Raw genomic sequence first — 14,239 nt, 5'->3', positions numbered from 1 at the left:
ATGAAATTAACTGTTTTTTTCTGAGCTCAGATGTGGTTTCCGTAAACCGGACCTTCATCCAATAATTCATATACCTGATTAACAGGAAATGATAACTATACTTTAATCTCTACGTCAACTCCACTTGGCAATTCAAGCTTCATCAGCGCGTCTACAGTCTTCGCGCTTGTAGAGAATATATCTACCAAACGTTTGTAAGTACAAAGCTGGAATTGCTCACGAGATTTTTTGTTAACGTGTGGTGAACGCAAAACAGTGAACTTTTCAGTTTTAGTAGGCAAAGGAATCGGACCACTTACTACTGCTCCTGTTGCTTTTACCGCTTTTACAATCTTCTCAGCTGACTTATCAACCAAATTGTGGTCAAATGACCGTAGTTTGATACGAATTTTTTGATTCATGATCTTATATTAAATCCGGTTCTGATAAACTTGTACAGATATTAATTCTGACAATCCACCAACGAAAGAACCATTTACTTCGCAGGTTTGATATTATGAAAAAAGTGAGTGTGATTAACAGCACACTCACCTGATTTTTTTTATGCTTTAACAAGGCCCTTTGCCTTTTCAATGACTGATTCAGCAATGTTATTCGGTACGATTTCGTAGTAAGCAAATGTCAGAGATGCTGTCGCACGTCCGGAAGACATGGTACGAAGATCCGTTACATAACCGAATAATTCAGATAAAGGCACATCAGCCTTGATCACCTGCGCTCCGTTGCGTGAATCCATACCTCTCATGATACCACGACGACGGTTCAAGTCACCTGTAATTGGTCCGGTGTATTCATCAGGGGTAAGAACTTCAACATGCATGATAGGCTCCATCAATTTAGAACCCGCATGGCGAGCTGCTTCTTTGAAACCCAGTTTAGCAGCTAATTCAAATGATAGCGCATCTGAATCGACATCGTGGAATGATCCGTGGAACAAACGCACTTTCATCGAATCCAACTGATAGCCTGCAAGCGCGCCATTTACCATGGCTGCTTCAAAACCTTTCTGTACAGGAGCAATGAATTCACGAGGAATAGCACCACCCACTACTTCGTTTACGAATTGAAGACCCACTTTTGGCTCTTTTCCTTCCTCGTTGTCATCACGTGGCCCGATTTCGAATACGATATCGGCAAATTTACCGCGACCACCCGTTTGTTTCTTGTAAACCTCACGGTGCTCGAAATTTTTGGTAAGAATCTCTTTATAAGCAACCTGAGGAGCACCTTGATTCACTTCGACTTTGAACTCACGACGCATACGGTCGATGATGATTTCAAGGTGAAGTTCACCCATTCCTTTGATAATCGTCTGACCAGTTTCTTCGTTACTTTCAACTTGCAAAGTAGGATCTTCTTCGATCAGTTTAGTAATTGCTTTCGAGAAGTTATCACTGTCAGCAGCTTTCTTAGGCTCAATTGCATAGCCAATTACAGGCTCAGGGAATACCATTGATTCCAGAACGATCGGGTTCTTTTCATCAGATAGCGTATCTCCTGTTTTGATATCCTTGAATCCAACCACAGCTCCGATATCGCCCGCTTCCAGCTTATCAATTTGATTTTGCTTGTTAGCGTGCATCTGGAAAATACGTGAGATACGTTCCTTATTTCCTGAACGGTTATTCAATACATATGAACCGGAATCAAGAGAGCCAGAATAAGATCTGATAAAGCAAAGACGACCCACGTAAGGATCTGTTGCAATTTTAAATGCAAGTGCACAGAATGGATCTGAATCAGACGGCTGACGAGTAATTTCAGCACCTGTACGAGGATCTGTTCCTGTAATGCTTTCGCGATCAAGCGGTGAAGGCAAGATAGCCATCACATAATCAAGCATGGTTTGAACACCCTTATTCTTGAATGAAGAACCGCAAACCATAGGAACAATTTTCATGCTGATCGTTGCTGCACGCAAAGCCGCAAGAATTTCATCCTCAGAGATTGAGTTAGGATCTTCAAAATATTTTTCCATCAAAGTATCGTCGAATTCAGCAACAGCTTCGAGCAATTTTTCTCTCCACTCAGTTGCTTCTTCAAGCATATCGTCAGGAATAGGTACCTCGGTAAAGGTCATACCCTTATCTGACTCATTCCATTCGATACCACGGAAGTTAACAAGGTCAACTACACCACGGAAAGTATCTTCCGCACCGATTGGCAACTGAAGAGGAACTGCGTAGCTTCCAAGCATTTCTTTAACCTGAGCACAAACTTTCAGAAAGTCTGCACCTGAACGGTCCATTTTATTTACAAAACCGATACGTGCTACATTATAGTTGTTAGCCAGACGCCAGTTTGTTTCCGACTGAGGCTCAACACCATCAACAGCACTGAAAAGGAATACAAGACCATCTAACACGCGAAGAGAACGGTTCACCTCAACGGTAAAGTCCACGTGTCCCGGCGTATCAATGATGTTAATGTGATAGTTCTCATCACGATACTTCCAACCTACTGTTGTAGCAGCCGAGGTAATCGTGATACCACGCTCCTGCTCCTGCTCCATCCAGTCCATTGTAGCAGCACCATCATGTACTTCCCCAATTTTGTGGCTAACCCCTGCGTAGTAAAGAATACGCTCAGTTGTAGTCGTTTTTCCTGCGTCAATGTGAGCAGCAATACCAATGTTTCTTGTTAATCTTAGATCACGTGCCATGATAAATGGTGATGTGTTTTTATTATTCGATGTGCAATGCTAATGAGAAGCGTTTCTAAACTTTAGAACAGGGCTACATTTGCACCATTTTAAAAATTCAGAGCGCAAAAGTATAAATTGTTGATTATAAAAACAATAAAGAAAAGATTTATTTTTATTATACAACAAAAAGAAAGCCAGACAATGCCTGGCTTTCCAAAATATGTGTGCATCTCAGAACTAGAACCTGAAGTGAGAGAATGCTTTGTTCGCATCCGCCATACGGTGGGTATCATCTTTCTTTTTAACAGCAGCACCTTCACCTTTTGCAGCAGCGATAATTTCACCAGCAAGACGGTCTACCATTGTTTTTTCTCCACGCTTACGTGAATAGTTAATCAACCATTTCATGCCTAATGACTGCTTACGCTCAGGACGAACTTCTGTTGGAACCTGAAAAGTAGCACCACCAACACGACGGCTTTTTACCTCAACAGCTGGAGTAACATTGTTCAATGCTTTTTTCCATGTTTCAAGACCATTTTCGCTGGTTTTTTTCTCAACCAACTCCAGAGCGTCATAAAAAATAGTAAATGCAATGCTTTTTTTGCCTTGAAGCATCAGGTTGTTAACAAATTTAGTAACCTGAACATCTCTGAACTTCGGATCAGGCAGGATGTATCTTTTCTTTGGTTTGGACTTTCTCATTGTAGTACTTAATGTTTAACGAGGTTTCGTTTTGCAACTTATTCACCCGGATAACAGCGCTCCGGATTACTTCCCTTTTATCAGAATATTCTTTAATAAAAGCAGAGAGAGTTACTTTTTATTTTTTCTTACCTTTTGTTGGTGCTGCTGGTGCTTGTCCTGGCTTAGGGCGTTTTGCACCATATTTCGAACGACGTTGTTTACGTCCGTTAACTCCTGCAGTATCCAATGCACCACGAATAATGTGGTAACGAACACCCGGTAAATCTTTTACACGACCACCACGAATCAATACGATCGAGTGCTCCTGCAAGTTGTGTCCTTCTCCAGGGATGTAAGCATTTACTTCCTTGTTATTTGAAAGACGAACACGAGCAACTTTACGAAGTGCTGAGTTCGGTTTTTTTGGCGTTGTGGTGTACACACGAGTACACACACCCCTACGCTGAGGGCAGGAATCCAAAGCCGGTGACTTTGATTTCCATGTAATGGTCTCTCTACCTTTACGGACTAATTGTGAAATAGTTGGCATTTAACAAATTGATTTTGATCTGGTTAATGCACCAGTCTATTGTTTTGAAAACAGTTTTCCCGAAAAAATCGGACTGCAAAAGTATAATATTCGTATTGATTTACAAAAGGTTGTCCGTTTTTTTTACCCCATTTATCTCTTTTACTTATACTTCCAAGGTAAATAATCTCAAAATAGTTACCTCTCCCATGTATATCTATTCAATATTATTGATGGAATAAGAAGGACCATACATCCGTTATGCCAACCTGTACAGTAGGTTCAAACAGGCAAAATTCAAGTGAGAATTGTGTGCGCTGAATGAACAAAACAAGCATGGCAGAAAAATATATGTGGGTTACACCCGTAATTTTATTTCCAAACGTTGTTTATTAGTATTGTTTTTCAAAAACCCAAAAGTGCGAGTCGGATCGTTTGATTTTACACCTTCAAATTATGAGAATTTTGCGGTACAATTTTACCCTCATTGTTAGCTTCATTGTAATCAGCACCTTGCTTTATAGCTGTAACTCCGCTATGCAAGCTTACAAGGATGGTTATAAAAAATTCAGCAACGGAGAGTATGATCTCGCCATTAAAGGATTCGAGAAAGCAGCGGCAGAAAATTATGAGCCGCTTCAAACCAGCTTTCTGATTGCGGAATCCTACAGATTATCCAATCGTTTTAGAGAAGCCATTCCTTATTACAAAAAAGCCCTGGATGAGGGTATCGAAAATCCGGAAGCAAGATTTCAGTATGCTTATGCACTGAAAACGGCAGGGAAATATGAGGAAGCATCGAATGAGTTTGCAACATTTGCCAAAGCGCCTAATAGTCCTAAAAACCTCCAGGAGCGTGCATTGAGAGAAATTGAAATCCTTAAAATTACGGATAGATTACGTACCACTAAAATGGATGTTCAGCTCAAAGAGATTCCTTTGAATACGGACAAAGCTGAGTTTTCTCCTGCAATTCTTGGTAACGAACTGATATTTTCTTCTTCCCGTAAGGATGTAGTTTATAAAAATAATGGCCAGCCAATGCTTGGGCTTTATAAGGTAGCTATATCACAAGATGCAGGGAATACACAAGGTAATCCCGTGCTATTCAGTTCTGAGATTTTTGCTCCGGATGCGAACGAGGGATCACCAGCATTTTCTCCTGATGGCAAAACGCTTGTATTTGCACGTGGTAATACCGGGAAGAAAAAAGGGACAGCTGATGTGGATTTATACATGAGCCGTAATATAAACGGTCAGTGGACTGCTCCGGCAATTCTGCCCATTAATGACTCTCTTGCATGGGATGGTTCTCCGGCATTTTCAAGAGATGGCAAAACGCTTTACTTTGCATCCAACCGTGCGGGTGGCGTAGGAGGAATTGACTTGTACCGGACAAACATGGATGCTTCGGGTCGTTTTAGCAGACCTGTCAATATGGGTAAGGAAATTAATACTGCCGGAGACGATATGTTTCCGTACGTGGCCGAAGGCGGAAAGCTGTACTTTGCATCGGATGGCCATCCGGGGTTAGGAAAACTTGACTTATTCTCAGCTACCCGTACACAAGGTGTAATTACTATTGAGAATATGGGATTACCGTTTAATAGTCCTCAGGATGACTTCGGGCTGGTTTTTTATAATGATATGAACAAGGGATTCTTTTCATCCAACAGGGAGGGAGGAAAAGGCGATGACGATATTTACTATTTTTATGGGCCGGAAGAGGAAGATACGACTACTATCACTAAAAGGTTGGATCCAAACGACCCTCTCAATCCACAAAATCCAAATTATATAGATGGAAAGCCTAAAACCGTTCGCTACTTCCTTGCCGGAAATGTGTTAGAAAATAACCCTGAAGCCAGTATACCTCTTGATTCCGCCCTGGTACACATTCTTCCGGATACATCTGATGTTCAAATCAGTGAGTTCACATCCGGCAAAGATGGCTATTTTGGAAAACAACCGGTAGAAGAAGGCAAGTCGTACATTTTGCTGGTTACAAGAAAAGGATACATCAGTAAACGGGAGCCTTTTACAATGGATGGGAAAAGCATCCCTCCTATTTTTCTAAATAAAGTACTTACGGATACAACCTATCAAGTTAATATCAGACTGGATAAACTTGAACTCAACAAAACGTTTGTGCTGGAAAATATCTACTACGATTTAAACAAGTACAATATCCGGTCTGATGCCGCTGTTGAACTTGACAAACTGGTGCAGATCCTGAAAGATAATCCAACTGTAACGATTGAGCTCAGTTCTCATACTGATGCACGCGCAACAGATGCATACAACATGACACTTTCTCAAAACAGAGCTGAATCTGCGGTAGAGTATCTGTCGTCAAAAGGTATTGATCCTGATCGCCTGACAGCACGAGGTTACGGCGAAAGAGAACTGATAGTTCCTAATGCTAAAACCGAAGAAGAGCACCAACGTAACCGTAGAACCGAGTTTACTATTCTCAGCTACTAGCTTCTTTATTCATACATTTGACAGGGCGTGACTCATCGGGTCAGGCCCTGTTCTGATTATTGCTCTTTATTAACTGAACTCAACATCTTTAGTTCGAGTTTATTCAAACAGCCATGTAAAGTATTTTGCAAAGGGCGAATTAAATAATTTTTATCAAGTATTATTTTTTAACTGATGGCTCAACGAATCGTTTACTGGTTCCGGAACGACCTAAGACTAACAGACAACGAAGCATTTCTTGCAGCTACTACTGCCGCAAAAGAAATTATCCCTGTATTTGTATTTGACCCACGTCAGTTTGAGCATACCAAACTTGGTTTTCGCCGTACCAGTGTGCTACGCGCGCAATTGCTAATTGAAACAGTTGCAAACCTGAGATCAAAGTTGCGGAAAAGAGGAGGTGACTTACTTATTCGCATCGGTGAACCTGAAAGTATCATTGCTCAGTTAGCTGATGACTACCGCGCAGAATACGTTTATACCAGCAAGGAAATAGGTCCTGAAGAAACGCGCATTGAGTCGTCGCTTAGTAAGAGACTTAAAGTAAGTAACGTAGATATCAAGCTCTTCTGGATGCAAACCTTAAGTCATGCCAAAGATCTGCCTTTCCCGATTGCAAAGCTTCCATTAGGATTTAATCATTATTATCAACAGATTAAGGATCAGCTTAAAACAGGAATGCCCGCAAGCGAGCCCTCGGCTATCACGCTTCCTGTAGAATACGAGGCAGGTGTAATACCTTCTTTGCCTGCACTTGGTGTGGATCCACAGGAAACAAGCAGTTTGGATACCCCTATTGACGTTTCGACAGCTTCTGATGAAGAGACAACACGCCAACATCTTAAGAATTGCATCACTGATCAAGGGTTATCTGAAAAATCAACTGACGCTCTTACAGATTGTAAGCTATCTCACTACCTGGCTTTAGGAAGCGTATCCGCCCGAAGTATCTATAATATTTTACAGGACACATCAGGATCTGAATCTCTGAAAAACATACTGCTCAAAAGCTTATTTGAACGAGATTACTACCATTGGACACTTCTGCGTTATGGTCCAAGGCTATTTAAGCCCAGCGGAGTAATACACCATTTTGAGCAGCGGTGGTTAAATGATAAAACCGTCTTCCAGCAGTGGGTGGAAGGAAACACAACTGATGAGGAAGTAAACAGAATTATGTCCAAAGTAAAAACAACCGGGTGTATCTCCTCAGAAGAGTGGATGAAAGCCGCAGGCTATCTTGTACAAAAGGAGAATATCAACTGGACCTGGGGAGCCATGTACTTTGAAAGCTTCCTTACAGACTACAGCGTATCTGTAAATTGGGGCAAATGGAACAATCTGGCGGGTGTGGGAGCAAATTAACTAACCTGCCATCATTTCCAGCGGCATGATGTGGGGGAAGCAAACCGATCATGTAGTTTTTCCTTAAGATTTTGCTAGCTTTGAACAACTTTGAACTAAGTTCATTAACTCTAAACGATTACAAAAAATGTCAAAAGGACTTATCGCAATTATTGCTGTTTTTCTAATTCTTGGATTTGTAGGATGCGGAAAATATAATGGAATGGTACAAAAAGACGAGGCTGTGAAACAAACCTGGTCAAAAGTGGAAAGCCAGTATCAACGTCGCGCAGATCTTATTCCCAACCTGGTAAGCACTGTAAAAGGTGCAGCTGATTTTGAAAAAAGTACTTTAACAGCTGTTATTGAAGCACGTTCAAAAGCAACGCAAACAACCATTAGCGCTGATCAGCTTACTCCTGAGAACATTGCAAAATTTCAGGGTGCCCAGGATCAACTAAGCGGATCTCTATCCCGGTTATTGGTATCGGTAGAAAGATATCCTGAACTGAAGGCAAATCAGAACTTTCTTGAATTGCAGGCTCAGCTGGAAGGAACCGAAAACCGTATCACAGTGGCACGTAACGACTTCAACGATGTTGTGAAAGACTACAACCAGGAAGTACGTACATTCCCGACGAACCTTTTTGCAGGTGTATTCGGATTTGCTCAAAAAGGATATTTCACTGCGACGGCGGGCTCAGAAAAAGCACCATCCGTACAGTTCTAATTGTTAACGGTTAGCCGGGATCATACAAACTGGCTAACCGTTTTACAAACCCGTAATCACCTGTTTCACCGCGGTCATACCGCCGATTCAAGTCATAATCATGGCAGCCAATTCACTTTTTTTCTCGGAAAAAGACCAGGAACAAATCATTGCAGCAATTCTTGAGGCTGAAAAGCAGACTTCGGGTGAGATAAAGGTACATATAGAAAAAAAATGTGCTGGTGATGTAATGGACCGGACCAAGGAAGTTTTTGGCTCTCTTAACATGCATCAGACCAAGGATCATAACGCTGTACTTTTCTACCTTGCCTATGAAGACCGTAAGTTTGCCGTTTTCGGAGATAGAGGTATTCATGAAAAAGTCCATGACAGTTTCTGGAACAGTACAAAAGATTTGCTGCGCAGCAATTTTTCAAATCAACGTTTTACGGAAGGCCTGTGTCAGGGTATACTTGAAGCTGGTCTGAAGCTGAAGGAACATTTCCCATACAGCTCCGATGACGTAAACGAATTGCCTGACGATATATCGTTTGGCTAACAACCCATTATGAAAAAATACCTTGTTTTTTCCTTCCTTTTCTCTTTGCTGTTTCTGGGGGCTATGGCGCAGGATATTCCTCCCCGACCAAACCCTCCCCGATTGGTAAACGATTTTGCGAAACAACTCAATCCTACCGAAATTGCTCAACTCGAACGCAAGCTGGTTGCTTATAATGACTCCACTTCTACTGATATCGTCATTGTGGTTGTGCCAAGCACAGGAGATTATCCGTTAGCTGATTATGCATTAAAAATAGGCCGTGAATGGAAACTTGGACAAAAAGGCAAGAATAACGGTATCGTTTTATTGTGGGCATCTACTGACCGTAAAATATTTATCAGCGTAGGTGATGGCATGGAAGGTGTGATCCCTGACGCAGTAGCAAAACGTATCATTTCTCAGACAATAACTCCTGACTTCAAAAACGGAATGTTTTACCGAGGACTGGATAGGGGCATAGATGATATCTTCAAGTACGCCACTGGCGAATACAAGGCTGAACCTAAAAGTAATGATAGCAATGATGGCCCATCTCCAATCCTAATAGTCCTGATCGTATTCGCTGTTATTTTGTTTTTGGTTTTCAAAAACAAAAACAATGGTGGTCGTGGAGGCGGAGGAGGAATGAGAAACATGGGAGGCCCTATTTTCTGGCCTTACACTACCTATTCCGGGAGAGGCGGATCTTCGGGCAACTGGGGAGGCGGTGGATTTGGAGGCGGCGGCGGATTTGGAGGGTTTGGCGGCGGAGGCGGATTTAGTGGCGGAGGTGCCGGAGGTGATTATTGATCCCAATGCAATTTTATAAGAGAGCCCCATCTGGTGATTTTAACCGGATGGGGTTTTTAGTTATTTTGCTTGCCGTTTTTACGTATAGTGTTGGCATGGTTTTGGTATTTCAAAACCACAAAACTTAATCTAAACTAAATTTTATGGAAAACAGAAATAACACAGGCATGCTGATTGGGCTTATATTAATGACCGTTCTGGCTGCCGTCTTTGGTTACCTGTATTATCAGGAAAGAGCAGTAACTAATAAACAGGAAACTGACCTCGAAGCTAGGGTATCTGAATTAGCCGCTTCTGAAATTAAACTGGACTCTATATCAAAACAATTGGACGCACGGATTCTGGAAGTACAAGGACTGGGTGGAGATATTGAGGAACTTCAGAAAATGAAGGAGTCTTTGGAAAAAGACCGTATAGCGCTTCGGAAAGGCAATGCGACGCTTGGGAATAAAATCAAAGAATACGAAACATTCTTGACGAAAAAGGATGAAGAAATCGCTCAGCTGAGAGAAGAAAACCAGCAATTGATCAGTCAGAATGAAACTTTGGTACAAACCAATACAGAACTTCAGACGAGCAAACAGGCTGTTAGTGACTCACTTGCCGGTGTAGTAAACAAAAACGCTGAACTTGAATCTAAAGTTACAATGGCTGCAGCACTTCGTGCAAGAAGCGTAAAAGTATATGCTATATCGTCTAAAGGCAAAGTCCGTGAAGGCGAAGAGGTAAAAGCGAAAAGAGTTGATAAAGTTAGAGTCGATTTCATACTAGAAAAAAATCCGCTTACACTAACTGACAACAAAACCGTATACATGCGTATCATTGATCCATCAGGTGCAACCATTTCAGACGCTGCAACAGGCTCCGGAGAGTTTGACTATAATGGACAGAAACAAGGTTATACCATAAGTCAGGATATTGTATATAGCAATAACAATCAGGACGTCAGTATCATGTATGACCGTGCAGCTTCATTTACAAAAGGTAAGTATGTAGTGCAGTTGTATTCGGAAGGCTTTATGATCGGAGAAGGTTCTTTTTCAATCAAATAGCATCTGATCAAGCATAATAAAAAAGGCAGGACGCAACAGCATCCTGCCTTTTTTTATGTATTGACAAAATGATTGTTTAGACAAACATGTATTTATTATTAGGTCATAATGCCTATCTTGCGCCCTCAAAAAAATGGGCAAATCAACAATTAACGAAATAAATAAAATACCTCTATAACCTATGACGGAACAAATATCAAATAAACACCCGAGAGGGTTATATGTACTTTTCTTTGCAGAGATGTGGGAGCGGTTCAGCTACTACGGGATGCGTGCTATTCTTCTATTGTTCCTTTTGGATAAGATGCGGGGAGGAATGGGCCTACAAGCTTCTGAGGGAACTGCCATTTATGGCCTTTATACAGCCTCTGTATATTTACTGACATTACCGGGGGGCTGGCTGGCTGATAATGTTTTCGGACAAAAGAAGGCGATCTGGTATGGTGGAATTATCATCATGTTGGGGCATATTATCTTAGCAATTCCCGGAGGCACCGCGATCTTTTTTCTAGGACTTGCCGTTGTAGCCATGGGAACCGGGCTGCTCAAGCCAAATATCAGCTCCATAGTTGGAGAACTATATCCTGAAGGCGGTGCCCGCAGAGATGCAGCTTTCTCCATTTTCTATATGGGAATTAACCTTGGTTCGGTTCTGGGGATTACCATAGTCGGCTACCTGGGTCAGAAAATTAACTGGCACATGGGTTTTGGTGCAGCAGCTGTGGGAATGTTTCTGGGTCTTATTGTATTCCGTTATGGAAGTAATAAGTATCTGCGGGGATATGGAGAAGTTCCCCCGGCAAAAGTTGTAACTCCGGAAGAAGCCGTTAAAGCAGGTTCTGACAGAAAACTTGGCTATGGACTTGTCGCCTTACTGGTAGTATTCCTTGCTATACTCCAGCTAACAAACACCATTGACATGACCACAGCACAAGGTCTGGCACAAGGTGCAGGTGTAATCATCGTAACTGTATCTCTTTTTTACTTCCTGTTCATCCTGATCGCTGGTGGACTTACTACGGTAGAGAAAAAACGTGTTGGTGTGCTTATTGTATTCTTCCTGGCAGCAGCCATTTTCTGGTCAGGTTTTGAACAAGCCGGTACATCTCTGCAGATTTTTGCTGAACGATATACCGAACGCACATTCGGTGGTTGGGAAATGCCATCGAGCTGGTTTCAAAACTTCAACGGAACATTCATCCTGATTTTTGCGCCTGTGATGGCGAGTCTTTGGATTTTCCTTTCTTCAAAAGGTATCAATCCTTCCACCCCGGTGAAATTTGCCTTGGCTCTTATTCTTGTTGGAGCCGGTTTCTTCATCATGGAAATGGGAGCAAAAGTAGCCGTAACGGGTCAACTTGCTTCACCGCTTTTCCTGACTTTCACGTACATGATACATACCATCGGTGAACTTTGCCTGAGTCCGGTGGGTCTCAGCTCTTATACCAAACTGGCTCCTAAAAGATACGTAAGCCAATTGATGGGAATCTGGTTCGTAGCCGCGTCCCTGGGGAACCTTATTGCAGGTCTGTTTGCCGGTGGGTTTGATGAAGAAAACCTGGAACAAATGCCTGCTTTATTTAATCAGGTTACATTATTCTCTATCGGGTTTGGAGTACTGCTGCTGATATTCTGGAAACCGGTGAAAAAGTGGATGGGAGGCATTAGCTGATACATATAAATGTTACGTCTTATACAGAAAACGAGCTCCCGGGAACAGGAGCTCGTTTTTATTTAACCGGATTATAAGATTATTTACCCATTGACTTATCACGGATGGCTTTAAACTCGGATCCTACTTTCCAACCAGGGAAAGTAGATTCACTGCCCAGCTTAACCCCAACATTGAACAGGATTTGCATATCTTCAATAATTCCCGACAAATCCCAGTCAGATGAATACTCATCTGTGGGTGCATGGTATCTTTTATCATTATATTCCTTTTTCTGGGCTTCGCCCCACTCCTCTCCATGTTCAACAGATACTGAACCATTCTCAATATACATAGAAGGAATACCCACCTTTGCAAAATTGAAATGATCCGAACGGAAGTACCAGCCACCAGACGGATCCGGTTCCCCTCTTGTCACCCTACCCTGTTTGGCCGCTGCTTCATCTGCATACTCATCCAATTCCGACTGACCTTTTCCTACCAGAATAAGATCCTTCATACGGCCAAATGGTTGCAACACATCCATATTGATATCTGCTACTGTTTTATTGATCGGATATACCGGATGCGACGCATAATAGTCTGATCCCAGCAATCCCTGCTCTTCTGCCGTAACAGCCAGAAACAAGATTGACCGGGCAGGTTTGGTTTTGAGTTTGGTGAAAGCATGAGCAAGTTCAAGCAATGCCGCAGTACCGGATGCATTGTCAGCAGCTCCGTTATAAATGGAATCGCCGTCAATAGGCTCGCCTTTTCCGAAATGATCCCAGTGTGCAGAATAAATAATGTACTCATCCTTTCTGGATGTACCGGGTAACACTGCCAATACGTTATTCGACTCCGACTTCGTAATTTCATTTTTTAAACTGATAGATGCTTTTGCGTTCAGAGGAATAGCTTTGAAGCCTTTTTTACCGGCGGCCTGCAAAAGCGTATCCGATACACCAGCCAACTGGAACAACTTCTTCGCCGACTCCATAGTAATCCATCCTTCCACTGCCGCTCTCGACATATTATCGTCTTCTGCCTGCAGATATAACTTAGACTTAGACCAACCGCTGCGCACTACCGCCCAGCCGTAACTTGCCGGTTTGGTATCATGAATCAGAATAACTCCTGCTGCGCCCTGGCGTGCTGCCTCTTCGAACTTATAAGTCCAGCGTCCGTAGTAAGTCATGGTTTTTCCTTTGAACAGTTTCGGATCCCAGAATCCCGGATCGTTAACCACAACCACAACCGTTTTCCCTTTGACATCTAATCCGTCATAGTCGTTCCAGCCATACTCAGGTGCTACAATACCATATCCCACAAAGATCATCTCCGAATTTTCAAGCTTCACCTGCTCTTTGACTCTTCTGGAAGCAGCAACAAAATCATCCAGATAATTCAGCTCAATAGCCGGACCCGCTCCCTTAAAAACCAATTTACCTTCCGGCTTGGACATGATGTCTACCATTGGTACTTTCTGAAAATAGCTGTCACCGTTACCTGGTTGAAGACCTAACTTTTCAAATTCTGTTTTGAGATAGTTAATGGTCTTTTCTTCACCGATCGAAAAAGGTTTGCGCCCCTCAAGAGAATCGGATGCCAAAACTGCAATATGCTTTGTAAATGCTTCCCCATTGATCAACGCATCATTTTCGCCGGATGTTTTGTCAGCACAACCATTCAGCAAAGATGCAGCACCCAGCCATGCCAGCAGATGTAGTTTAAATTTCATAAAGTCTTATATAAGGTCAGAAATGGATATTAAATGAAGTTGGTGAA

General features: G+C 42.2%; 12 protein-coding genes. 7 read left to right on the top strand and 5 right to left on the bottom strand.

All coding sequences use genetic code 11. The features are described 5' to 3' along the window. Positions 1 to 95: 95 nt before the first annotated feature. From rpsJ to rpsL, 4 genes are all read right to left on the bottom strand, one after another. A complete protein-coding gene (gene rpsJ, locus AC1XUE_RS23085; protein WP_015813787.1) occupies positions 96 to 401 on the bottom strand; it encodes a 30S ribosomal protein S10 in 306 nt (101 codons plus the stop codon). A gap of 140 nt (positions 402 to 541) precedes the next feature. Further along, on the bottom strand, positions 542 to 2,662 hold the full coding sequence (gene fusA / locus AC1XUE_RS23080) for an elongation factor G (protein ID WP_483358371.1): 2,121 nt from the start codon (positions 2,660 to 2,662) through the stop codon (positions 542 to 544). 219 nt (positions 2,663 to 2,881) lie between these two features. After that, the gene (gene rpsG / locus AC1XUE_RS23075) at positions 2,882 to 3,349 is read right to left on the bottom strand and encodes a 30S ribosomal protein S7 (RefSeq protein ID WP_115830799.1); all 468 of its coding nucleotides are present in this window, start codon (positions 3,347 to 3,349) and stop codon (positions 2,882 to 2,884) included. Positions 3,350 to 3,467: 118 nt separating this feature from the next. Next, positions 3,468 to 3,881 (bottom strand): 30S ribosomal protein S12, encoded by a 414-nt coding sequence (gene rpsL, locus AC1XUE_RS23070; protein ID WP_015813784.1) that lies wholly within the window; start codon positions 3,879 to 3,881, stop codon positions 3,468 to 3,470. A gap of 435 nt (positions 3,882 to 4,316) precedes the next feature. Between rpsL and AC1XUE_RS23065 the strand changes: the two genes are divergently transcribed. From AC1XUE_RS23065 to AC1XUE_RS23035, 7 genes are all read left to right on the top strand, one after another. Continuing rightward, the gene (locus AC1XUE_RS23065) at positions 4,317 to 6,344 is read left to right on the top strand and encodes a CHU_0125 family OmpA-like outer membrane integrity protein (protein WP_483358370.1); all 2,028 of its coding nucleotides are present in this window, start codon (positions 4,317 to 4,319) and stop codon (positions 6,342 to 6,344) included. 174 nt (positions 6,345 to 6,518) lie between these two features. After that, on the top strand, positions 6,519 to 7,709 hold the full coding sequence (locus tag AC1XUE_RS23060; RefSeq protein WP_483358369.1) for a deoxyribodipyrimidine photo-lyase: 1,191 nt from the start codon (positions 6,519 to 6,521) through the stop codon (positions 7,707 to 7,709). A gap of 127 nt (positions 7,710 to 7,836) precedes the next feature. Next, positions 7,837 to 8,418, top strand: a complete 582-nt coding sequence (locus AC1XUE_RS23055; RefSeq protein ID WP_483358368.1) for a LemA family protein — start codon at positions 7,837 to 7,839, stop codon at positions 8,416 to 8,418. A gap of 100 nt (positions 8,419 to 8,518) precedes the next feature. Beyond that, on the top strand, positions 8,519 to 8,956 hold the full coding sequence (locus AC1XUE_RS23050; RefSeq protein ID WP_483358367.1) for a TPM domain-containing protein: 438 nt from the start codon (positions 8,519 to 8,521) through the stop codon (positions 8,954 to 8,956). Positions 8,957 to 8,965: 9 nt separating this feature from the next. After that, positions 8,966 to 9,748, top strand: a complete 783-nt coding sequence (locus tag AC1XUE_RS23045; RefSeq protein WP_483358366.1) for a TPM domain-containing protein — start codon at positions 8,966 to 8,968, stop codon at positions 9,746 to 9,748. Between the two features lie 143 nt (positions 9,749 to 9,891). Next, complete coding sequence (locus AC1XUE_RS23040; RefSeq protein ID WP_483358365.1) at positions 9,892 to 10,800, top strand: hypothetical protein; 909 nt, start codon at positions 9,892 to 9,894, stop codon at positions 10,798 to 10,800. 181 nt (positions 10,801 to 10,981) lie between these two features. Next, complete coding sequence (locus AC1XUE_RS23035) at positions 10,982 to 12,472, top strand: peptide MFS transporter (RefSeq protein ID WP_483358364.1); 1,491 nt, start codon at positions 10,982 to 10,984, stop codon at positions 12,470 to 12,472. A 79-nt stretch (positions 12,473 to 12,551) separates the two neighbouring features. Here AC1XUE_RS23035 and AC1XUE_RS23030 read toward each other — a convergent pair whose 3' ends face one another. Beyond that, positions 12,552 to 14,192 carry a M28 family metallopeptidase gene (locus AC1XUE_RS23030; protein ID WP_483358363.1) on the bottom strand — a complete coding sequence of 547 codons (1,641 nt, stop codon included), beginning with the start codon at positions 14,190 to 14,192 and terminating at the stop codon, positions 12,552 to 12,554. Between the last annotated feature and the right edge of the window lie 47 nt (positions 14,193 to 14,239).

Source organism: Dyadobacter sp. HNCC25DJ187 (assembly GCF_056895255.1).
The sequence above is the reverse complement of the archived record's forward strand: the minus strand, read 5'-3'. Positions and strand labels throughout refer to the sequence as shown.

Coding starts and splice junctions, on each gene's coding strand:
- rpsJ (WP_015813787.1), bottom strand. CDS start 401: ATGAATCAAAAAATTCGTATCAAACTACGGTCATTTGACCACAATTTG.
- fusA (WP_483358371.1), bottom strand. CDS start 2,662: ATGGCACGTGATCTAAGATTAACAAGAAACATTGGTATTGCTGCTCAC.
- rpsG (WP_115830799.1), bottom strand. CDS start 3,349: ATGAGAAAGTCCAAACCAAAGAAAAGATACATCCTGCCTGATCCGAAG.
- rpsL (WP_015813784.1), bottom strand. CDS start 3,881: ATGCCAACTATTTCACAATTAGTCCGTAAAGGTAGAGAGACCATTACA.
- AC1XUE_RS23065 (WP_483358370.1), top strand. CDS start 4,317: ATGAGAATTTTGCGGTACAATTTTACCCTCATTGTTAGCTTCATTGTA.
- AC1XUE_RS23060 (WP_483358369.1), top strand. CDS start 6,519: ATGGCTCAACGAATCGTTTACTGGTTCCGGAACGACCTAAGACTAACA.
- AC1XUE_RS23055 (WP_483358368.1), top strand. CDS start 7,837: ATGTCAAAAGGACTTATCGCAATTATTGCTGTTTTTCTAATTCTTGGA.
- AC1XUE_RS23050 (WP_483358367.1), top strand. CDS start 8,519: ATGGCAGCCAATTCACTTTTTTTCTCGGAAAAAGACCAGGAACAAATC.
- AC1XUE_RS23045 (WP_483358366.1), top strand. CDS start 8,966: ATGAAAAAATACCTTGTTTTTTCCTTCCTTTTCTCTTTGCTGTTTCTG.
- AC1XUE_RS23040 (WP_483358365.1), top strand. CDS start 9,892: ATGGAAAACAGAAATAACACAGGCATGCTGATTGGGCTTATATTAATG.
- AC1XUE_RS23035 (WP_483358364.1), top strand. CDS start 10,982: ATGACGGAACAAATATCAAATAAACACCCGAGAGGGTTATATGTACTT.
- AC1XUE_RS23030 (WP_483358363.1), bottom strand. CDS start 14,192: ATGAAATTTAAACTACATCTGCTGGCATGGCTGGGTGCTGCATCTTTG.